Source organism: Aliiruegeria lutimaris, assembly GCF_900099935.1.
GTDB classification, from domain to species: Bacteria; Pseudomonadota; Alphaproteobacteria; order Rhodobacterales; family Rhodobacteraceae; genus Tropicimonas; species Tropicimonas lutimaris.
On sequence record NZ_FNEK01000002.1, the window covers coordinates 122,861 to 143,517 of the forward strand.

General features: G+C 61.8%; 17 protein-coding genes. 8 read left to right on the top strand and 9 right to left on the bottom strand.

The annotated features are described in order from the left end of the window. Nucleotides 1–12: 12 nt before the first annotated feature. The 5 genes from BLR85_RS01860 to BLR85_RS01880 form a co-directional block, all read right to left on the bottom strand. Nucleotides 13–1,266, bottom strand: a complete 1,254-nt coding sequence (locus BLR85_RS01860; protein ID WP_093148293.1) for a DNA polymerase IV — start codon at nucleotides 1,264–1,266, stop codon at nucleotides 13–15. Nucleotides 1,267–1,348: 82 nt separating this feature from the next. Next, nucleotides 1,349–2,650 carry an NAD(P)/FAD-dependent oxidoreductase gene (locus BLR85_RS01865; protein ID WP_093148297.1) on the bottom strand — a complete coding sequence of 434 codons (1,302 nt, stop codon included), beginning with the start codon at nucleotides 2,648–2,650 and terminating at the stop codon, nucleotides 1,349–1,351. Between the two features lie 11 nt (nucleotides 2,651–2,661). Beyond that, entirely contained in the window at nucleotides 2,662–4,053 is a 1,392-nt protein-coding gene (locus BLR85_RS01870) for an aspartate aminotransferase family protein (protein ID WP_093148301.1), read from the bottom strand. 18 nt (nucleotides 4,054–4,071) lie between these two features. Beyond that, the gene (locus BLR85_RS01875; RefSeq protein ID WP_093148305.1) at nucleotides 4,072–5,442 is read right to left on the bottom strand and encodes a glutamine synthetase family protein; all 1,371 of its coding nucleotides are present in this window, start codon (nucleotides 5,440–5,442) and stop codon (nucleotides 4,072–4,074) included. 119 nt (nucleotides 5,443–5,561) lie between these two features. After that, nucleotides 5,562–6,401, bottom strand: a complete 840-nt coding sequence (locus BLR85_RS01880) for a GntR family transcriptional regulator (protein WP_244520577.1) — start codon at nucleotides 6,399–6,401, stop codon at nucleotides 5,562–5,564. A gap of 2 nt (nucleotides 6,402–6,403) precedes the next feature. On the opposite strand from BLR85_RS01880, the gene BLR85_RS01885 reads away from it, so the two are divergent. From BLR85_RS01885 to BLR85_RS01910, 6 genes are all read left to right on the top strand, one after another. Beyond that, nucleotides 6,404–7,489: a polyamine ABC transporter substrate-binding protein gene (locus BLR85_RS01885; protein ID WP_093148313.1), complete on the top strand. Its 1,086-nt coding sequence runs from the start codon at nucleotides 6,404–6,406 to the stop codon at nucleotides 7,487–7,489. 58 nt (nucleotides 7,490–7,547) lie between these two features. Then, entirely contained in the window at nucleotides 7,548–8,738 is a 1,191-nt protein-coding gene (locus tag BLR85_RS01890) for an ABC transporter ATP-binding protein (protein WP_093148317.1), read from the top strand. Nucleotides 8,739–8,748: 10 nt separating this feature from the next. Further along, nucleotides 8,749–9,645 (top strand): ABC transporter permease subunit, encoded by an 897-nt coding sequence (locus BLR85_RS01895; protein ID WP_093148322.1) that lies wholly within the window; start codon nucleotides 8,749–8,751, stop codon nucleotides 9,643–9,645. After that, a complete protein-coding gene (locus BLR85_RS01900; RefSeq protein WP_093148327.1) occupies nucleotides 9,642–10,457 on the top strand; it encodes an ABC transporter permease in 816 nt (271 codons plus the stop codon). The genes BLR85_RS01895 and BLR85_RS01900 overlap by 4 nt, the downstream gene beginning before the upstream one ends. After that, nucleotides 10,454–11,791 (top strand): NAD(P)/FAD-dependent oxidoreductase, encoded by a 1,338-nt coding sequence (locus tag BLR85_RS01905; RefSeq protein WP_093148331.1) that lies wholly within the window; start codon nucleotides 10,454–10,456, stop codon nucleotides 11,789–11,791. The genes BLR85_RS01900 and BLR85_RS01905 overlap by 4 nt, the downstream gene beginning before the upstream one ends. A 134-nt stretch (nucleotides 11,792–11,925) precedes the next feature. After that, nucleotides 11,926–12,759: an inositol monophosphatase family protein gene (locus tag BLR85_RS01910; protein ID WP_093148335.1), complete on the top strand. Its 834-nt coding sequence runs from the start codon at nucleotides 11,926–11,928 to the stop codon at nucleotides 12,757–12,759. Nucleotides 12,760–13,050: 291 nt separating this feature from the next. On the opposite strand, the gene BLR85_RS01915 is transcribed toward BLR85_RS01910, so the two are convergent. From BLR85_RS01915 to BLR85_RS01925, 3 genes are read right to left on the bottom strand one after another with little or no spacing between them, the layout of a single operon-like run. Further along, nucleotides 13,051–16,116, bottom strand: a complete 3,066-nt coding sequence (locus BLR85_RS01915) for an efflux RND transporter permease subunit (RefSeq protein WP_093148339.1) — start codon at nucleotides 16,114–16,116, stop codon at nucleotides 13,051–13,053. A gap of 10 nt (nucleotides 16,117–16,126) precedes the next feature. Continuing rightward, complete coding sequence (locus BLR85_RS01920) at nucleotides 16,127–17,209, bottom strand: efflux RND transporter periplasmic adaptor subunit (protein ID WP_093148342.1); 1,083 nt, start codon at nucleotides 17,207–17,209, stop codon at nucleotides 16,127–16,129. Next, nucleotides 17,206–17,691: a MarR family winged helix-turn-helix transcriptional regulator gene (locus BLR85_RS01925; RefSeq protein ID WP_093148346.1), complete on the bottom strand. Its 486-nt coding sequence runs from the start codon at nucleotides 17,689–17,691 to the stop codon at nucleotides 17,206–17,208. Before BLR85_RS01925 ends, BLR85_RS01920 begins: the two co-directional genes overlap by 4 nt. Before the next feature lie 178 nt (nucleotides 17,692–17,869). On the opposite strand from BLR85_RS01925, the gene BLR85_RS01930 reads away from it, so the two are divergent. Beyond that, entirely contained in the window at nucleotides 17,870–19,399 is a 1,530-nt protein-coding gene (locus BLR85_RS01930) for a UxaA family hydrolase (protein WP_093148349.1), read from the top strand. Nucleotides 19,400–19,688: 289 nt separating this feature from the next. Further along, nucleotides 19,689–20,285 (top strand): hypothetical protein, encoded by a 597-nt coding sequence (locus BLR85_RS01935; protein ID WP_093148351.1) that lies wholly within the window; start codon nucleotides 19,689–19,691, stop codon nucleotides 20,283–20,285. A 51-nt stretch (nucleotides 20,286–20,336) separates the two neighbouring features. On the opposite strand, the gene BLR85_RS01940 is transcribed toward BLR85_RS01935, so the two are convergent. Further along, the gene (locus tag BLR85_RS01940; RefSeq protein WP_093148354.1) at nucleotides 20,337–20,615 is read right to left on the bottom strand and encodes a metal-sensing transcriptional repressor; all 279 of its coding nucleotides are present in this window, start codon (nucleotides 20,613–20,615) and stop codon (nucleotides 20,337–20,339) included. Nucleotides 20,616–20,657: the final 42 nt, after the last annotated feature.

Consider the following 20,657-nt stretch of genomic DNA (forward strand, 5'->3'; position numbering starts at 1 on the left):
CCTTGGCCGGTCTCAGCGGATCGACCGGCCCTTGAAAATCGCATCTTTGCCGAAACGCTCGCGAATGGCGTCGGTCGCACGTTCGGCGGCCGCCCTGGTGCTGGCCTTGGGATCCAGAAGGTCTTGTGTCAGGTCCGCCATGGCGGCCGGAACCAGCTCCGACAGGCCAATACCCAGCAGGCGGAACGGGCCGGCCTCCAGCGCCTGCGCCAATAGCGGCGCCGCCTCCGCATAGATCCGCTGGGCGAGTTGCGTCGGCTCCTCCAGCGCGTGGCGCCGCGTCAGGATCTTGTGGTCGGCGCGCTTGAGCTTGAGCGTGACAACCCGCCCGGCCAGTTCCTTGTCCTTGGCGCGGTCCGAAACCTTCTCGGCAAGGCGCCATGCATGGCCCTGCAAAGCGTCCAAGGCGCCGATATCCGCCTGGAACGTGGTTTCGTTGGATATGGATTTTACCGGAGAGCGGCTGGACACCCGGCGGGCATCCTCCCCCCGGGCCAGGTGCCATAGCCTGTCGCCCTGTTTTCCGAACCTGTCGTGAAGCGCCTTGCGGTCCCAACGGCGCAGATCGGAAAAAGTGCGAATGCCCGCGCGCGACAGGGCCTGCTGCGTCACGGCTCCAACGCCCCAGATCAGCGAGACCGGTTTGTCGGAGAGGAAATCCAGCGTCTCGGCTTCTCCGATCACCGAGAACCCCCGGGGCTTTTCCAGATCGCTCGCCACCTTGGCCAGGAACTTGCAATGGCTGAGACCGATGGAGCCGGAAACGCCAATCTCCTCTTCCATGCGGCGGACAAGGCGCGCCAACATCACAGCCGGCGGCGCATGATGGAGGCGCGCTGTTCCGGTCATATCCAGAAAGGCCTCGTCAAGCGAAAGCGGTTCGATGGAGGGCGTTAACTCTTCCATCATCTCACGGATCTGCCGCGAAACATGGGTGTAGATATCGTGCCTCGGTTTCACCCAAACGGCCTCCGGGCAAAGCTTTCGCGCCTGGAAGGCCGGCATGGCCGAGCGAACGCCATAGAGCCGCGCAATATAGCAGCAGGTTGAAACAACCCCGCGCTCTCCACCGCCGACGATCACCGGCTTGTCGGCCAGCTCGGGCTCCATCGCCTTGTGCACGGATGCGAAAAACGCATCGCAATCCATGTGGGCGATGGACAACTCGAACAATTCGGGATGCGAGAGCACGCGCGGGCTGCCGCAAGCCGGACAACGGCGACCGGTCTCGAAACTCTCTAGGCAATCTCGGCAAAGGGCGGGCATGGCCCAAGACTAACGCTTTCCGCTGTCTGCTTCGAGGGGGAACCGCACCGGGGCGGGGGGCAGACAGCCCCCTGGCCCAAGCTCAGAGCTTGTCCCGCATCGAATACCAGAGCATTGCCAGAACCAGCAATGGCGAGCGCAACGTCGCGCCGCCCGGGAAGCGGGGCGTCGGCACGGAAGCCATGACGTCGAACCGTTCGGCCTGCCCGGCAACGGTTTCCGCCGCGATCTGCCCCGCGAGGGTGCCAAGCGCTAGACCATGGCCAGAATAGCCGGAAAAACTCAGGATATTGCCCGCCAGCCGGGCGAAATGCGGCATGCGGTTCATGGTGATTGCCAGCGTTCCACCCCAGGCATGGGAGAGCTTCGCTCCCTTGAGCTGTGGATAGATCTCCAGCATCGGTTTCATGACCTTCGCCCGTATGTCGGAAGGGAAGCGATAGCCATAGCTCTCGCCGCCACCAAAAATCAGACGGTGATCATCGGAGAAACGGAAGTAATTGACCACGAACTTGCTGTCCGAGACAGCGTGGTTATCGCGGATTAAGCTTTCCTGCTCCTCCGGGCTCATCGGTTCCGTGGTTGCGACGAAATTGTTGATCGGCATGACGCGGGCGGCGACATGCGCGTTCAGCCCGCCCAGGTACCCGTTACAGCCCAGGATCACGTGATCGGCGGTCACCTCGGCACTTTCTGTCCGAACCCGGGCCGGTTCGCCTTCCTCGATGTGCGTCACCTTGGATGCTTCGAAGATCCGTGCGCCCGCAGAGACGGCCATCCGCGCCAGGCCGAGCGCAAATTGCAGCGGGTCGATATGGCCCGAGCCCATGTCCAGCGTGCCGCCGTGATAGGCCGGGCTGCCGACCATGTGGCGCATTTCGTCGCGATCGAGCGGGCGTATCAGGTCATACCCATACTCTTCTTGCAGCTTGCGGGCATAGGCGTGGCCATGGGCGACGTGGCGGGCGCGGTGGTCGGCATGGATGATACCGTCATGGAAATCGGTCTCTACCGCCGGGTCGCGCGACAGCGTGCGGACCAGATCCACGGCCTGATTGCCGATATCCCAAAGCTTGTGGGCCGTTTCCTTGCCCATCATCGCTTCGAGGTCGTCCTGTTCGATGCGCTGGCCAGCGGTAACGTGCCCACCATTGCGTCCGGATGCCCCAAAACCCACCCGTTGGGCTTCCAGCACCACCACGTCGTAGCCGCGCTGGCGCAGGTGCAGGGCAGCCGACAGCCCGGTATAGCCTGCGCCGATAATGCAGACATCCGCCCGCATCGTGCCTTCGGCCTTCGGGAAGGGCGGCAATTGCCGGGCAATGGATGCGTGGTACGACCCGGGGTACTCCCCGGGCCGGTCATTGGCTGTCAGCAGGTCCATGGCGGACACCTTTACTTGTAAAGACCCTTGTCCTTGATCTCGGCCAGCGTGAGATCCAGCGCCTTGACCGCGCGTTCGATCAGCACATCCACGTCCGAACGGCTCAGAATGAGCGGCGGGGCAATGATCATCCGGTCGCCGACATGGCGCATGATCAGGTTGCCGCCGAAGCAGTGGCCACGTGCGATCAGGCCGACAGTTCCCTTCGGAGCTTCGAAGGGCGCGCGGGCGGCCTTGTTCGGGGTCATGGCGAGAGAGGCCATGAAACCCTTGATCTTCGCCTCTCCAACCAGCGGGTGGTCGGCCAGTTGCTCCCATCTTTCCTTGAGATAGGGGCCGGTGACCGAGGCCACGTTCTCCACCATCTTCTTCTCTTCGAGGATGCGCAGGTTCTCCAGCGCGACGGCGCAGGAGACCGGGTGGCCGGAATAGGTGTAGCCGTGGTTGAAATCGCCGGCTTCGCCGACCGTGTTCGCCACCTCGTCGCAGACGATGGAGGCGCCGATGGGCGCGTAACCGGAAGAAAGCCCCTTGGCCACCGTCATGATATGCGGGCGAATGTCATAGGTCAGAGAGCCGAACATCTTGCCGGTGCGGCCGAAGCCACAGATCACCTCGTCGGCGATCAGCAGGATCTCGTGGGCGTCGCAGATCTTCTGGATCTCCGGCCAGTAGCTCTCGGGCGGGATGATCACGCCGCCGGCGCCCTGGATCGGCTCGGCGATGAAGGCGGCAACATTGTCCTCGCCCAGCTCGGCGATCTTCGCCTCCAGCTCGCGGGCGCGCATCAGGCCGAATTCCTCCGGGCTCATCTCGCCACCCTCGGAATACCAGTCGGGCTGGCCGATATGGACGATATCGGGGATCGGCAGCCCGCCCTGCGCGTGCATCCCCGTCATGCCACCCAGCGAGGCGCCAGCCATGGTCGAGCCGTGATAGGCATTCATGCGGCTGATGATCGTCTTTTTCGTGGGCTTGCCCTTGGCCGCCCAGTAGTGACGCACGAGGCGGACATTGGTGTCATTCGCATCCGAGCCGCCGGAGGCATAGAAGACGTGGTTCAGATCGCCCGGCGCCAGTTCGGCGAGTTTCTGGCTCAGCGCGATCACCGGCACGTGGGAGGTCTGGAAGAAGGTGTTGTAATAGGGCAGTTCGCGCATCTGGCGGGCGGCGACCTCGGCGATGCTGTCCCAGCCATAGCCGATATTGACGCACCACAGGCCCGCCATCGCGTCGAGGATCTGGTTGCCGTCGCTATCGGTCAGCGTCACGCCCTTGGCGCGGGTAATGATCCGCGCGCCTTTCCTGGCCAGCTCCGCGCCGGCGGTGAAGGGGTGCATGTGGTGGGCGGAATCCAGCGCCTGAAGCTCGGCGGTGGGTAGGTGGTTGGTGATCATGTTCATGTCTGTATCCTCTCCGTCTCAGGCGTTCAGCAGCAGGTGCTGGCGCTCCCAGGGCGAAATTTCACGTTTGTATTCATCATGTTCTGCATGCTTGATGTCAGAGTAGAGTTGGCAGAAGTCTTTTCCGAGCACCTCGCGTACCTCGTGATCCTCATCGAAGAGATCGAGCGCAGAAGCCAACCCCTCGGGGAGTTGGTGCTCGCACTCGAACACCTCGTGCACGGCGGCCGGACGCGGGGCGATCTTGTTCACCAGGCCGAGATAGCCGCAGGCGAGGCTCGCGGCGATGGCGAGGTAGGGGTTGGAATCGATACCGATCACCCGGTTCTCGACCCGCCGCGCGATCGGCTTGGAATTGGGGATGCGCAGGCCGGTGGTCCGGTTGTCACTGCCCCATTCGAGGTTTGTGGGCGCGCTCATTCCTTCGGCATTGAAGCGGCGGAAGGAGTTCACATAGGGCGCCAGCAGCGGCACGACCGACATCAGGTATTTCTGGCTGCCGCCGATGAAATGGTGGAAGGCCGCCGAGGGGCTGCCGTCCGAATCCGAGAAGATGTTCTTGCCCTTCACGTCGACGACCGATTGGTGGATGTGCATCGCCGAGCCCGGCTCGTCGCGCATGGGCTTCGCCATGAAGGTGGCGAAGACGCCGTTCTTCAGCGCCGCCTCTCGGATCGTCCGCTTGAAATAGAACACCTGGTCGGCCTGCTTCAGCGGATCGTCGTGCATCAGGTTGATTTCGATCTGGCCGGCGCCACCTTCCTGGATCACGGTGTCGATCTGCAGTCCCTGCGCCTCTGCGTAATCGTAGATGGTGTCGATCACCTCGCCGTATTCATCGACAGCGACCATCGAATAGGCCTGGCGGGAGGCGCCCTTGCGGCCGGTCCGACCGAGTGGCGGTTCGATCGGCTCGTTGGGATCGGTGTTGGGCTTGGTGAGGTAGAATTCGACCTCCGGCGCGACCACCGGCTTCCAGCCACGCTTGGAATAAAGGTCGAGCACGCGCTTCAGAACGTTGCGCGGCGCGATGGGCAGCGGCGCGCCCTCGCGGGTCTCCAAGTCACAGATCACCTGCAGCGTTGCGTCTTCAGCCCACGGCGCGGCGACCGCGGTGCTCATGTCGGGGCGAAGAACTATGTCGCGCTCGAGCCACTGGTCCTCGATCTCCATGTCGACATATTCGCCCGAAATCGTCTGGTAGAAGAGCGAGATCGGCAGGAAAAACGTCTCGTCCGGGCGGAACTTGTGGCTGGGCATCGCCTTCCCGCGCGACATGCCGACGATGTCGGGAATGATCGCCTCGACCTCTTCAAGCCGACGGTCGCCAAGATATTCCTGGAAAGCCTCTGGCAGATTTTCGATCCAGCTGGTGCGATGGCGAGACATCGGTTGTCCTTTTGCGGCACTAAACGGGCGGTGCGGCTCTTGTGTTATGAATTGGGGGCAGGCGGCACTCGGGGCCGCGCCGATCTTGCGTCAAAGTTATGATCAAATTTTTTAGGCTGTCAATCTGTGCCCGTTGAACCGTCGAGCGAGTTTGATTCGATCATGGATTGCCGAATCTGATCGAGGCCCTGGGCGATATCCTGTTCCATGGCTGCCTGAACTTTGTGCGGATCGCCCGCTGCGAGTGCATCGAGTGTCGCGCCATGTTGGTCGGGGAGATTCGAGGTTCCGTAACGTCCACAAACGATTCGAAGAGACGGCCCCACGCGCATCCACATCCCCTTGGCAAGGGTCTCCAGAACCTCCGCTCCGGCTCTTTCGTAGAGGTGAAAATGGAAGCGATAATTCTGTTCGAGATAGCCGCGGATATGGCCTTTCTCGATCGCCTCGTCGAGCTTGGAGTCAATGGCCCGAAGCTCGGAAATCATTCTCGAATCGGCGATTTTTGCGGCGCGGAACGCCAGCTCCGGTTCGATGGAAAGACGCGCATAAGCAATCTGTTCAAGGTGGTTTTCGGTCAGGACGGGCACACAGATTCGCCTGTTGCCAAGCGTGGTCAGAGCCCCTTCGGCGGTCAGGCGGCGGATGGCTTCCCGGATCGGGGTCATGCCTGCGCCGATCCTCTCGGCCAGTCCCATGATCGTAACCGGTTGTCCTGGCTCAACCTCTCCGAAAAGGATGAGGTCGCGCAGGCGCTGATAAATTGCCTGATGCTCCGGTGTTTTCGCCTCTTGCGTGGTCACGAGCGTTGCCTTCTTCTTGGTCACGGGTGTCCGGAGCGCGCTGGCGCCATGACGATGGGGTTGCTTTCCGACCCATTCTCGGGAAGCTTGCAGTGAAACGCAACATTTGATCAAATAAAAACCGGACAACGACCTACAACCTAACGGGGGAACCACGAATGAAACTGAGAATCGCGACGCTGCTTCTGTCCGCTTCGGCCATCGGCACGGTGGCTCAGGCGGACGAAGTGCGTGTCTACAACTGGTCGGATTATATCGACGAGGAGCTGCTGGAGAAATTCGAGCAGGAGACCGGCCTTGACCTGATCTATGACGTATTCGACAGCAACGAAGTGCTGGAAACCAAGTTGCTGGCCGGTGGCTCCGGCTATGACGTTGTGGTTCCCTCGGGGACCTTCCTGCAGCGCCAGATCACGGCCGGCGCCTTCCAGAAGCTTGACATGTCCAAGCTGCCCAACCACGGCAACATGTGGGAAGTCGTCGCCTCGCGCACCGAGCAGTACGACCCCGAGAATGCCTATTCCATCAACTACATGTGGGGCACCACCGGGATCGGCGTGAATGTCGGCAAGGTGACGGAAGCCCTTGGCGAAGGCGCCCCGATCGACAGCCTGGCGCTCGTCTTCGATCCCGCCAACATGGAAAAGCTGGCCCAGTGCGGCGTCTATTTCCTCGACGCTCCGGCCGAGATGATCCCGGCGGCGCTGAAATATATCGGTGAAGACCCCGACAGCCACGATCCCGACGTGATCGCCAAGGCCGAAGCGGTGTTCATGGGGGTTCGGCCCTATATCGCCAAATTCAACAGCTCCGAATACATCAATGCCCTCGCCAATGGCGATATCTGCGTGGCCGTCGGCTGGTCCGGCGACGTGCTGCAGGCCCGCGACCGCGCGGCCGAGGCCGATAACGGCGTCGAGATCGCCTATCACGCGGCCAAGGAAGGCGCCCAGATGTGGTTCGACCAGATGGCCATTCCGGTCGATGCGCCTAATCCGGACGGTGCCCACGCGTTCCTGAACTTCATCATGGACGCCCAGAACATGGCGGCGGCCTCCAACTACGTCTACTACGCCAATGGCAACAAGGCGTCGCAGGAGTTCCTGGAAGAGGACGTGATCGGCGATCCGGCGATCTACCCGGATGCGGCGACGCTGGACAACCTCTTCACCACCACGCCTTATCCGGCAAAGGTGCAGCGCGTGGTCACGCGCCTGTGGACCAAGATCAAGTCCGGCGCCTGATTCGATACCGGCCTCGCGCATCTTGCGCGGGGCCACTTTCTTTCCGGGAAGGAAATAGATGTCCGAATTCGAAGCCCACGCCCCTGTCGAGGCTCCTCCGTCGGAGGATACCGCGCCAATCGGGCCGCCCGCTTTCGCCCCCTGGAACGATCCGGACCAGAAGCCGCTGATCCAGTTCCGCAACGTGACCAAGCGTTTCGGGGATTTTACGGCAATCGACAAGCTGACGATCGATATCTACGCGAAGGAATTTTTCGCGCTGCTGGGCCCGTCGGGCTGTGGCAAGACCACGCTGATGCGGATGCTCGCCGGGTTCGAGACGCCGACCGAGGGGGATATCCTGCTTGATGGCAAGAATATCGTGCCGGTGCCGCCGAACAAGCGCCCGGTCAACATGATGTTCCAGTCCTACGCGCTGTTTCCGCATCTGACAGTGGCCCAGAACATCGCTTTCGGGCTGGAGCGCTCGAACATGCCGAAGGACAAGGTCGCCGCGCGGGTGGACGAGATGCTGAAGCTCGTCCAGCTGCAGAAATTCGGCGGGCGCAAGCCGCACCAGATCTCGGGTGGCCAGCGGCAGCGGGTGGCGCTCGCGCGCAGCCTGGCCAAGGCGCCCAAGCTGTTGCTACTCGACGAGCCGCTGGGCGCGCTGGACAAGAAGCTGCGCGGCGAGACCCAGTTCGAACTGATGGAGATCCAGGAAAAGACCGGCACCACCTTCGTGATCGTGACCCACGACCAGGAAGAGGCGATGACCGTTGCCAGCCGCATTGCGGTGATGGATCACGGCCGCATGGTGCAGGTGGACACGCCCGACCGGATCTACGAGTTGCCCAATTCGGTCTACGTGGCCGATTTCATTGGTGACGTGAACCTGATCGAGGGCAATGCAGCCAGCCATCACAAGGATGGCAAAGTCGAGATCCACTGGGCCGAGGGGGCCCCGCCCATCGTCGGAACGCCGATGGTGCCAGTGGCGAACGGCACGCGCTGCACCTTCGGCATCCGGCCGGAAAAAGTGCATATCACCAAGAAGCTTCCCGAGGGAAAAGCCAATATCGTGCGCGGAAAAATCGTCGATATCGCCTATCTGGGGAATATCTCGACCTATCACGTGGCGCTTCCGACCGGCGAGATCATCAAGGCCCAGGCCTCCAATAACCGCCGTATCGAGCGGCGCCGGTTTACCTGGGATGACGAGGTCTGGCTCTGGTGGTCGGAGACCGCCGGCGTCGTACTGACAGGGTGAGGATGCAAGCATGAGAGCGGGTAAATCCTTCCTGATCCTGGTGCCTTATCTATGGCTGCTGGCGCTGTTCCTCGTGCCGTTCGGGATCGTCTTCAAGATCTCGCTCAGCGACACGGCGCTCGCCATTCCGCCCTATATGCCCACGCTGGACCTCTCGGCCGGCTGGGCCGGGGTTCGGGAATTCCTGAGCGAACTGGATTTCGAGAATTACGTCTTCCTGACGGAGGACGACCTCTATTTCAAAGCCTACATGTCGAGCCTCGGCATCGCCATCGTCTCGACCCTGCTGACGCTGATGGTGGGCTACCCGATTGCCTATGGCATGGCCAATGCATCCGAGCGGTTTCGGCCGATGCTGATGATGCTGGTGATCCTGCCCTTCTGGACCTCCTTCCTGATCCGCGTTTACGCCTGGATGGGGATCCTGTCGAACGAGGGCTTCCTCAACCAGTTCCTGCTCTGGACGGGCATCATCTCGGACCCGCTGGTGATCATGAACACCAACACGGCGGTCTATATCGGCATCGTCTATACCTATCTGCCGTTCATGGTGCTGCCGATCTACGCGACGCTGGAAAAGCTCGACGGATCGCTGCTGGAGGCGGCAGAGGATCTCGGCTGTGGCCGGATCGAGGCGTTCTGGCGTGTAACCGTTCCACTGTCGCGCCCCGGCGCGCTGGCGGGCTCCTTCCTCGTCTTCATCCCGGCACTGGGCGAGTTTGTCATCCCTTCGCTGCTCGGCGGCTCCAGCACGCTGATGATCGGCAAGGTGCTTTGGGAAGAGTTCTTCTCCAACCGTGACTGGCCGGTGGCTTCGGCCGTGGCCGTCGTGCTGCTGATGATCCTGATCGTCCCGATCATCCTGTTCCAGCGCAACCAGCAGGCAGCGCAGGAGGCGGACAAATGAAGCGTTTTACCTGGTTCAACGCCGTCTCGCTGACGCTGGGCTTCGCCTTTCTCTACATCCCGATGCTGATCCTCATCATCTTCTCCTTCAACGAGAGCAAGCTGGTGACGGTCTGGGCCGGGTTCTCGACCAAGTGGTATGGCGAGCTGCTCCAGAACGAGGCCTTTCTCGACGCCGCCTGGGTGACGATCAAGGTGGCGGTACTATCCTCCACCGCGGCGACCGTGCTAGGCACGATGGCGGCCTATGTCATCGTGCGCGGCGGGCGTTTTTATGGCCGGACGCTGTTTTCCGGCATGATCTATGCTCCGCTGGTCATGCCGGAGGTCATCACCGGCCTGAGCCTGCTGCTGCTCTTCATCGCCATCGGGCTTGACCGGGGTGTCTTCACCATCGTGCTGGCCCATACGACCTTCTCCATGTGCTACGTGTCGGTGGTCGTATCCTCCCGGCTGGTCTCCTTCGACCGGTCCGTCGAGGAAGCCGCGCTCGATCTCGGCTGTACGCCGTTCGAGGCGTTCCGCCTCGTAACGCTCCCGATTATCTTTCCCGCGGTTCTTTCAGGCTGGCTGTTGGCCTTCACCTTGTCGCTGGACGACCTGGTGATCGCCTCCTTCACGGCGGGACCCTCATCGACGACCTTGCCGATCAAGATCTTCTCGTCTGTCCGCCTCGGCGTGTCGCCCGAAATCAATGCGCTCTCAACGATCATGATCGCCATCGTGGCCGTGGGTGTGATCTCGGCGTCGCTCGTTTCCAAGCGCGCAATCGCCCGGCAGGCAAAGGAGACGCAAGAAGCGGTCCGAGCATGAAGCGCATCTATGAGCCGTACGCCTACGAAGACGGGCCGGCAGCGGACAGTTTCTGGCCAAGGACCGTCCGCCGGAAGAACAACTGGGATCAGCTCGACGGCGAGGCGCGTTGCGACACGGCCATCGTCGGAGGTGGCTATACCGGGCTTTCGGCGGCACTCCACCTGGCGGAAGCGGGCGTCGATGTCGCCTTGCTGGAGGCAAAGACCCCCGGATGGGGCGCCTCCGGGCGCAACGGTGGGTTCTGTTGTCTCGGCGGCTCGGCGTTGGACGCCGATACGCTGGTGCGCAAGCATGGCGAGGCGGAAGCGCGGAGCTATTACAATGCTGAACGCGGCGCGGTGGAACTGGTCGCGGAGCTGCTGGAACGGCTCGGCATCGAGGCCGATCTGCATTCGCGCGGCGAGACCATGCTCGCCCACCGCCCGGAGGCCGTTTCCGAACTCAAGGCCTTCGCCCGCAAGATGGGCGCCTTTCACGGTGCCACCTGCGAGATCCTGCCGCGCGAGGCGCTCGCCGAGCACGGCTTCAACTCTCCGGAATTCCACGGCGCCATTACCTCGCCGATCGGCTTCGCGCTCAATCCGTTGAAATACGCGATTGGTCTGGCGCGGGCGGCAGATCATGCTGGCGTCCGGATTTTCGCCCATTCCCCCGCCGAGGAGATGCGGCGCGTCGACGGGTACTGGGAGTTCACGACGCCGTCTGGGCGCCTGCGCGCGCGCAGGGTGATTTTCGCCACCAATGGTTACAGCTCCGACGCCCTGCCGCGCTGGTTCGCTGGGCGCTATATGCCGTTGCAATCCAATATCATCGTCACCCGCCCCATGAGCGCGGCCGAACGCGCCGAGCAGGGCTGGACAAGCAACCAGATGTGCTATGACAGCCGCAACCTGTTGCACTATTTCCGCCTTATGCCGGATGGCAGGATGCTGTTCGGCATGCGCGGCGCGATCCGGGGCACGCCGGAGGCGCTGGCGGAGGTTCTGCGGCAGACTCGCGTCGATTTCGATCGTTTCTTCCCCGCGTGGCGCGGGGTGGAAACCGAACATTCCTGGTCCGGCTTTGTCGCGCTCTCCCGCAACCAAACACCGTTCGTTGGAGCGGTTCCGGGCATGCAAAATGTCTTCGCCGGGATGTGCTATCACGGAAACGGGGTGGCCATGGGCAGCTATGCTGGCCGGCTTCTCGCCGAAATCGTGCATTCCGGCCGACCGACGCTGCCGTGGCCCAATCTGATGGCGCGTCCGCCAGCGCGCTTCCCGTTTGGGCGGTTCCGGCGGATCCTCCTGCGCCCGGTTCTCTACGCGCGCGCGCGTCAGGACGGCAGCTGAACCGCCTTGGTGCGGTGCGCCGGATCAACACGATGACAGCGATGGTCATCAGGACCTATACCGGCGTCGCGGCATCTGGCCACCGGTAGCGATTCCCGACGGCATTGCTGCAAAGAACTGGAAGAGGAAAATGCATGATCCCTACGGTTGAACAGGAAAATGCCCTGATCGAAGCCGTGCGTGCCGCCGCCAAGGCCGAAATCCTGCCGCGTTTCCGAAATCTGGACGCAGGTTCCATCGGCTCCAAGGCGAATGCCGACGACCTCGTGACCGTTGCGGATCGCGGCTCTGAGGCGATGATCGGCGCCGCCGTGAAGGAGATCCTGCCGGAGGCGGAGGTGATCGGCGAGGAAGCCGTGTCCGAGAACCCAGCACTCTTGGATCGCATCGTCGAGGCCGAAACCTGCGTGATCATCGACCCGATCGACGGGACGTGGAATTTCGCCCGCGGGCTGGCGATCTTCGGCGTTCTGCTGGCTGTGGTGGAAAAGGGCGAGACGGTCTTCGGGCTTCTCTACGATCCCGTGGTCGATGACTGGATCCTTGCGCGAAAGGGCGGCGGCGCCTGGTTCTGCACGCCCGGGGGAAAATGCGAAAGGCTCGATATCACCGGACCGCAGCCGCAGACCGACTTTGCCGGTTTCGGCGCGCCCTGGCTTCTGCCGGAACATATGCGCGTGCGCATGGCCGGTGAGTTGGTGGAGTTCGGGCGGGTGATGGATATCCGCTGTGCCTGCCACGTCTACAGGATGATGTGCTTCGGTAATGGCCGCTTCTCCATCGATCTCAAGCTCATGCCATGGGACCACGCCGCGGGCGCGCTGGCGTTGACCGAGGCGGGCGGAAAGGTAGGCCTGATGGATGGCCGTGACTATTCTCCAACGATCACGGATGGCTACATGCTCGGCGCGCGAAACGCAGAAACTCATGCGAAGATGCGGGCGAAATTCGGCTGGATCGTCGAATAGTACAGAGCACATTTCCAAGGCCCGGTTGCTCCGCTACGATCAGGTGGCGGAAATGGGGGCGCTGCCCCCAAACCCCCGGGATATATGAGGTCAGAAGAAAACGGCGCGGGTTTCGCGTCTTCTTCTGACAGAAAATATCCCCGCCGGAGGCACGATCCGCAGGATCGTTTTCGCGCGCGCCTCGCGCGCCACGAACCGGCAGAAAGGTCCGAAAGGCGGAAGTGCCGGACCGACGGGAATGATGTTCCGCCGGTCCTTGGACTGCCTATGAAAGCAGTGCTGCGCCGTGGCTCAGGCAGTACCCGCCTGCGCTTCTCGTGCAAGCCGTGCCCGCTTCTCCCGGATCTCGCTTCGCCGGAAGAAGATGTAGTAGAGCACCGGTGCCGCCAGCAAGGTGAGAACCGAGGCAAAGGCCAGCCCGCCCATGATGGTTACCGCCATGGAGACGAAGAACGCATCTGTCAGCAGCGGGATCATGCCGAGGATCGTTGTCGCCGCCGCCAGCATCACTGGCCGCAGGCGCGAGGTCGATGCGCGGATGATGGCGGGTTTCAGTTCCTGGCCCTCGGAGCGCAGTAGGTCGATCTCCTCCACCAGAACGATCCCGTTCTTGATCAGCATCCCCGAAAGCGACAGCAACCCGAGCAGCGCGGTGAAGCTGAAGGGCAGGCCGGTCATGCCGAGCCCGATCACCACGCCGTTGACCGACATCGGCACCAGCAGCCAGATCACCAGGGGTTGGCGGAGGGCGTTGAAGAGCAGGATCGAGATCAGCACCATGATCAGGAAGGAAATGGGAAGCTGGGTGCCGAGCGCTGCCTGCGCGTCCGAAGAGCTTTCGAACTCGCCACCCCATTCCATCTTGTAGCCGATGGGCAATTTCATTGCCTCGATCGCGGCCCGTACTTCGGTATGCACGGTTGCCGGCGTCACGCCATCGGCAGTGTCGGCCCCCACGGTTATGGTCAACTGCCGATCTTTCCGATGCACCAACGTGTTCTCGGAAATGTATTCGAACCCGTCGATCACCTGTTCCAGCGGCAGGAAAGACTGCGCCGAGGAGGAATAGACGACCTGGTCCATCAGCGTCAGGTCGGAGTCGCGCGCCTCGCGGAGAATGATCGGGATGAGACGCTCATTCTCGCGATAGGTGCCGCCACGGGTGCCGTCGGTTGCATATTGCAACGTGTCGGAAACGTCGTCGCGGGTGATGCCGGCGGATTGGGCGCGGTCGGTCGAATAGATCGGGCGGAGCACCAGTTCCTGCTCGCGCCAGTCGGTACGAGTGCGGGTGATGTTGTCGCTTGTGGTTTCGAGGATCTTCCGTGCTTCGTCGGCGAGATTGCGCAAAACCTCAGGATCGTTGCCGGACAGGCGCACCTCGATATCGGCGCCGCTGCCTGGACCGAAGACCAGCCGTTTCGTTCGGAATTCGCCCTCCGGAAGGGCCTCGGTGCCGAAGCGGTCGAGATCGGCCTTGATCTGCGGGATCTCCTCGAGGTCATGCGTGCGAACGATCAAGTGCCCATAGGTCGGGTTCTGGTTCTCGGCCGAATAGGTCAGCATGAAGCGTGACGCGCCCTGGCCGACGAACGTGGTAACCGAGACGACCTCGTCGCGCTCTTCCAGCCAGTCTTCGAGTATTCGCATCTGTTGCGATGTCGCCTCGATGGAATGGCCCTGTGGCAGCTTGTAGTGCACGAAGAAGATCGGCGTGTTGCTGTCGGGGAAGAATTGCTGCGGCAGCTTGGCGAAGGCGTTGAAACAGATCGCTGTCAGCGCGACGAGCCCGATCACAACCAGCCAGCGCAGCCGCAGGGCGATCTCGAGCGTCCGCCCGAAAAGGCGGAAGAGCGGCCCGCCATAGGCGTCATGTTCGCCCTCGTCGATCTCGCGGAAGAGCTTGTTGCCCAGATAGGGCGTGACCGTGATTGCCAGGATCCAGGACAGCATCAGCGAAATGCCGATGACGGCGAAGAGCGAGAACAGGAACTCGCCGGTTGCGTCTGGGCTGGTGCCAATCCCGGCAAAGGCCATGATGCCGATGACGGTTGCGCCGAGCAGCGGGATCTGCGTTTTCCGCGTGGCCTCGTCAGCGGCTTGCGGCCCCTTGCGCCCGTGCAACATGGCGACCTGCATACCCTCGGCCACGACGATGGCATTGTCCACCAACATGCCCATGGCGATGATCAGCGCCCCGAGCGAGATCCGTTCGAGTTCGATGGAGAACATGTTCATGAAGAACACCGTGCCGACAACGGTCAGCAGCAGCGTCGCGCCAACCACGATAGCCGCCCGCCAGCCCATGGCGATGGCGAGCACCAGCACGACGATCCCGACGGACAGGGCGAGGCTGTTGAGGAAATTGTTGACCGATTGCTCGACCACCACGTGCTGTTGATAGATCGGGTGGATCTGCACGCCGAACGGGATCTCGTTGTTCAGTTCCGCCAGCCGCGCATCGACACGGTGCCCGACGGCAACGATATTCTCGGTCGACAGGCCGGCAACACCCAGGGTGAAGGCATCCTGGCCGTCGTGACGGATGATCAGCGAGGGATTGTCCTGCCGGGCCCGGTAGACATTGGCCAGGTCGAACAGGTTGATCACCTCGCCGCTGACGCCGACCGTCAGCCCGGCGATGGCCGATACCGAGTCGTCGCCTTGCGGGCGCTGGATGATGGTCCGGTTGGCGCCATGGTCCACGGCGCCCGGATCCGAGACGGAATCGGCTGTTGCGATGGCCGCGGCGAGCGCGGCAGGCGATATGTTCTGGTTGACCGCGAGCGCCATGTTCGGCTCGACGAAGATGGCTTCGTCGGGCAGCCCGGACAGTTCGACATCCGCAACCCCTTCCACCGCCAGCAATTCCCGCCGCAGGAAGGTCGACAATTCGTGTTTTTCCGCGTCGGAGAAACCGGGCGCGGTGATGGCGTAGAACAGGCCGAACACGTCGCCGAAACTGTCGTTCACAAACGGCGTTCTGACCCCGTCGGGCAGGGACGCATCGGCCACGCGGTTGCGCAGATCGGTCCAGATCCGGGGAAGTTTATCGCCGTCATAGGTGGATTTGACTTCCACCTCGATCAGCGAATAGCCGGGGCGGTTCATGGAGGTGATCGTGTCCACCTCGCCCATCTTCTGGATCTCGGACTCGATGGGTTCGGAGACCTCGGTCGCGACCTGTTCGGCGGTGGCGCCGGGATAGGTGGTGACGATCACGGCGTTCTTGATGGTAAAGGCCGGATCTTCGAGCCGTCCGATGGAGTTGAACCCCCAGAGCCCGCCCAGCAGACAGCCGAGGATCACGAGCCATGTATAAATAGGCTTCTCGATGGAAGCGCGTGCAATCGTCATCGGAATGTCCCTACTTGCCGAAGCCGGTGAAACGGCGCGCTTTCTGGCCGTGTTCCAGCTCGTTCACACCTGCGAGCACGATCTCGTCGCCGATACTGATGCCGGCAACGATCTCGACCCGTCCGTCCTCGGTCGGAGAGACGGAGACGGGAATACGGCTCAGGGTGCCTTCTTCGGCGCCTTTGGGGTCGTAGCGAAAGACATGGGTCGAGCCGTCATTGTCGATCATGACCGCCGAGGCGGGCACGATGATCCGTTGGCCTTCGCGGTTCATCGAGACCGAAACCGTGACCGAGGAACCGGGCAGCAGGTCAAGCCCGTCCGGCGGCGGCATGCCGAACGTGGCGCGATAGGTTTGGCCGATGGCGGCGGTTTCCGCCGTCAATTCGCGCACTGTCATCGCATAGGAGGCGTCCGAGGCCGGGAACTTGGCCAGAACGGTCAGATTGTCGGCGATCTGGGCTTTTTGCACCAAAACTTCGGGCACATCGATTTCGACCCGGATCTCCGACATGTCATGCAAACGCACCACCGGTGTGCCAGCGCCGATCGTGGTGAAATTCTCGACGCTCCGGGAGGCTACAAGCGCGTCGAACGGGGCGAGCAGGCTCGCATCGTCCAGGGCGATCTCGGCGTTCTCGACGGCGATTTCAGCCAGTTGCGCCGAGGTGACGGCATCGTCGATGGCGACCTGTCCTACGGTGCTGCCCTTGAGTTTCTCGAGCCGGTCGACGGTACGGTCCGCCTGCTCCTTGGACAGTTTCGCTTGTTGCAGGGCAAGCTCGAAGGGGCGCAGGTCAAGCTCGGCGATCATGGCGCCTTTCCCGATCCGGCTGCCTTCGGTCACCGGCAGTTTCTGGATCTGGCCGCTGACCTGAAAGGCGAGGTCCACGGTGCGGCGCGCGACGACCTTGCCGAAGAACTGGCGCTTGAGCACCCGGTCCTCGCCTTCGATCACCATCAGCTTGACCGGTTTGAGCGTTTGCTCGACAAACTTGGGTTCCGTTTCGGAGCTCATGGTCGTCTGTGCGAAGGCCGCGAGCGCGACGATACCGGCACCCAGTGCCAACACGATGGCGTTTCTCGTTTTCATAATGTCATACCCTTGGGGAAACCGGTCTCCAGAACATGTGCGGTCACACGATCCATGAGAGCGGAAAGGTCTTCGATTTCGGTTGACGAAAGGCCGGTAACGTCCTGGAATATCTTGACCGTCAACGCGATCAGTTCAGTGCGTGCCTGCTGGCCGCGTTCGGTGAGCCGCAATTGCCAGGCGCGGCGATCGTCGGGGTCCCGTTCGCGTATGACCAGTTCTTTCTTTTCCAGCAGGTCAGCGATTGCCGTCACCTTGGACGGGAGGGTGTTGAGGTCCTCCGCCATTTGTCCCATGCGGCGCGGGATCCCGAGATTGATCAGCATATGCCGTTCGGACTTGGTCAGTTGCTCCCGGTCCTGAACGTCGCCGATCCGCTCTTCGAGCGCATGGGTCAGGACGAAATTTCCGAAAATGATCCGCAGCTCCTGTGGAATCCGCTGGATCTCGTCACCGAACAAGCAGTTCTTCGGGTCGTTCACGGTCGTCTCCTTCTGTCCAGCCGCTTAATTACTTCGTATTTTGAAAGATTCAATACACAAATTATTTGATATGCAAATTTTTGAGCCCCGTTATGCGATGCTTGCAGAAATGTTTTTTACCGATTGAAAGCTAAAACGGACACGCTATGGTGCGCCGAACGAATCCCGCAGGTGAGCCATGACAAGCCATACCCATTCCACCCTCCGCCTTCACGACAGCGACAACGTGCTTGTCGCGCTCCGCGCGATTGAAGCGGGTGAGACACTTGACGGAGGCCTCGTGGCCGCGTCCGGCATGCCACGGGGGCACAAGATCGCCGTGGAAGAAATCGCCGCAGGAGAGGTGATCCGAAAATATGGTCAGGTCATTGGTTTTGCAGGAAAAACGATTTCTCCAGGTGATCACGTGCACACCGAGAACTGCGTTTATCGCGGCGATTTCGAACGCAATTTCGAGCCTTGCGCCGGTGCCACACCGACCGCTTTCGTCCCGCAGAATCAGCGCGCGACCTTCCGTGGATACCGCCGGCCCGGCGGCGGCGTCGGCACCCGCAACTATATCGCTGTCATCAGTACGGTGAACTGCTCGGCCACCGTCTGTCGTATGATCGCCGCGCATTTCACGCCGGAAAAACTTGCCGACTATCCCAATGTCGATGGTGTGTCGGCCTATGTGCACTCGACAGGCTGCGGCCAGGTCATGGGCGGCGAAGGCTACCGCATGTTCATGCGCACTCTGGCGGGTTACGCGACGCACCCCAATTTCGCGGGAGTCCTGATGGTCGGGCTTGGTTGCGAGATGGCGCAGGTCTCGCTGCTGATGGAAACCTATGGCCTGTCCGAAAGCGCAGGCTTCCACCGCATGGTCATTCAGGAGTCGGGGGGCACCCGCAAGACGGTCGAGGAAGGCATCGCCCGCGTGGAGGCGATGTTGCCGGCGGCGAACGCCGCTCAGCGTGAAGAGGTCGGCGCCGAGCATCTCAGCGTAGCGCTGCAATGTGGTGGCTCGGACGGATATTCCGGCATTACCGCCAACCCTTCCCTCGGCCACGCAGCGGACCTTGTCGTGCGCCATGGCGGCACGGCGATTCTCGCCGAAACGCCCGAGATATTTGGCGCGGAACATTTGCTCACTCGCCGTGCCGAACGCCCCGAAGTGGCCCAGAAACTGCTCGAACGTATCGAGTGGTGGAAAGCCTACATGGAGCGCAATGGCGGCTCGTTGGACAATAATCCTAGCCCCGGCAACAAGGCCGGCGGCCTGACCACGATCCTGGAGAAATCGCTTGGAGCCTCTGCCAAGGGCGGATCGACCAATCTCGTCGGCGTCTACGAATACGCCGAGAAGGTCACGACGCCGGGCTTTGTTTTCATGGACAGCCCCGGCTACGATCCCGCTTCGGTCACCGGGCAGGTTGCCTCGGGCGCCAATATCGTCTGTTTTACCACCGGGCGCGGCTCGGTCTTCGGCTACAAGCCGGCGCCCTCGTTGAAACTTGCAACCAATTCGGCACTCTATGCGCGCATGTCAGAAGACATGGACATCGATTGCGGCGCGGTGATCTCCGAAGGCGTCAGCACCGAGGAGATGGGCCAGCGGATATTCGAGCGCTTCCTCACGATGGCTTCGGGCGAGAAGAGCAAGAGCGAGGCGCTCGGCTTCGGCGATAACGAGTTTCTGCCCTGGCTGGTCGGCGCGGTGACCTGAGGCGGTGTTCGCGGCCGGTTCGGGGCGATAGACACGCTGGCGATCCCTCGACTTGCGGTTGTCCAATTGCCTTCTGGAGATGAAAACTCCCTGTAAGCGCCTCTTCGCAGACCGGTCGTTTACCGGCCGGTCTGCTTCCATGCTGGATCAAATGTCGGAACAAGCCTGAAGTGCGCAGCGCATTTGGTGCGGAAAACCTGCCGGGTCATTGATCCAGCGCATGGCTCGCTCTGCGCGCAGAGACTAACGTAACGGAAGAATTCTTCGTGTCGATCGGGGAGGTTCGGACATGGCTGGCGGTTGGACAAAGCTCGCAGGGCCGCCGCTCGAAAGAGTGGCCGCGATTTTCCGCGAGAACGAGGTGCGGCGGATCAATTTCGAGATTGCAGGCCTCGCGATACAGGGCGTGGAACTCGCGGAGGTCGGAGAAGCTCTGAGGATCGGAAAGGTCAAATGTTTCATCGGACCGGTTCCCGGTGGTGATGCGCATGCGGTCTACCACCAAGGGCACAACGCGATCGTTCTGCAAACCGGGTTCAATACCAGCAAACCTTCGCTACGGGAAAGCGGGATCATCGTTCATGAAGGTGTTCACGCGTTGAACGATCTCAGGAAATGGAAGAACACCTCGCGAGGGCAGGACGAAGCTGCGGCATATCTGGCGGAGGCGATCTACTACAAAAACAACAAGCTGCCCGAACCCGCGACATATGGGACATCCCTGGTGGACGAAGCCTTCAAGCTGGCAACCCTTTACCGCATGGAGACGGGCAGTATTAAGCTGTCCTGGAAAGAGATCCTGCCGTTTATGATCAAGATCAGATCGAAGTATCGCTCCGCGACGGATCCGTTCAATATAACCGACAAGGTTCTGGCGGACGGGTAGACCGAGCAGCAGGTCGAGAGGAATCCGCGCATCCAGTGGCGCTTGCGGTTCTTACAGGTATTTCGAAATCTCGCGGAACTCGGTGACCAGCGCTTGCGGGTCGTCATGCTCGGCCGGGTTGCTCAGGCAATGGTCTATGCGGTCGTGGATCAGCGTCTTCTTGGCCTGCTGTACCGCCTTTTCCACCGCGTAAAGCTGCTGGGCGATCTCGGCACAGGGGCGTCCCTCCTCGATCATCTCGATGACCTTGCGCAGATGTCCATGCGAGCGTTTCAACCGCTTTGAAATGGCCGGGTCGCTTGCATGATGCCTGTCGGGCGTTGCCTCCATGTCATCTGGATATCCCTCCGCCGGAGGCAGGGGGCTCCCGCC

What these genes read in the sequence shown, in the direction of transcription:
- BLR85_RS01860 (WP_093148293.1), bottom strand. Translation starts at nt 1,266, where the DNA reads ATGCCCGCCCTTTGCCGAGATTGCCTAGAGAGTTTCGAGACCGGTCGC.
- BLR85_RS01865 (WP_093148297.1), bottom strand. Translation starts at nt 2,650, where the DNA reads ATGGACCTGCTGACAGCCAATGACCGGCCCGGGGAGTACCCCGGGTCG.
- BLR85_RS01870 (WP_093148301.1), bottom strand. Translation starts at nt 4,053, where the DNA reads ATGAACATGATCACCAACCACCTACCCACCGCCGAGCTTCAGGCGCTG.
- BLR85_RS01875 (WP_093148305.1), bottom strand. Translation starts at nt 5,442, where the DNA reads ATGTCTCGCCATCGCACCAGCTGGATCGAAAATCTGCCAGAGGCTTTC.
- BLR85_RS01885 (WP_093148313.1), top strand. Translation starts at nt 6,404, where the DNA reads ATGAAACTGAGAATCGCGACGCTGCTTCTGTCCGCTTCGGCCATCGGC.
- BLR85_RS01890 (WP_093148317.1), top strand. Translation starts at nt 7,548, where the DNA reads ATGTCCGAATTCGAAGCCCACGCCCCTGTCGAGGCTCCTCCGTCGGAG.
- BLR85_RS01895 (WP_093148322.1), top strand. Translation starts at nt 8,749, where the DNA reads ATGAGAGCGGGTAAATCCTTCCTGATCCTGGTGCCTTATCTATGGCTG.
- BLR85_RS01900 (WP_093148327.1), top strand. Translation starts at nt 9,642, where the DNA reads ATGAAGCGTTTTACCTGGTTCAACGCCGTCTCGCTGACGCTGGGCTTC.
- BLR85_RS01905 (WP_093148331.1), top strand. Translation starts at nt 10,454, where the DNA reads ATGAAGCGCATCTATGAGCCGTACGCCTACGAAGACGGGCCGGCAGCG.
- BLR85_RS01910 (WP_093148335.1), top strand. Translation starts at nt 11,926, where the DNA reads ATGATCCCTACGGTTGAACAGGAAAATGCCCTGATCGAAGCCGTGCGT.
- BLR85_RS01915 (WP_093148339.1), bottom strand. Translation starts at nt 16,116, where the DNA reads ATGACGATTGCACGCGCTTCCATCGAGAAGCCTATTTATACATGGCTC.
- BLR85_RS01920 (WP_093148342.1), bottom strand. Translation starts at nt 17,209, where the DNA reads ATGAAAACGAGAAACGCCATCGTGTTGGCACTGGGTGCCGGTATCGTC.
- BLR85_RS01930 (WP_093148349.1), top strand. Translation starts at nt 17,870, where the DNA reads ATGACAAGCCATACCCATTCCACCCTCCGCCTTCACGACAGCGACAAC.
- BLR85_RS01935 (WP_093148351.1), top strand. Translation starts at nt 19,689, where the DNA reads ATGGCTGGCGGTTGGACAAAGCTCGCAGGGCCGCCGCTCGAAAGAGTG.
- BLR85_RS01940 (WP_093148354.1), bottom strand. Translation starts at nt 20,615, where the DNA reads ATGGAGGCAACGCCCGACAGGCATCATGCAAGCGACCCGGCCATTTCA.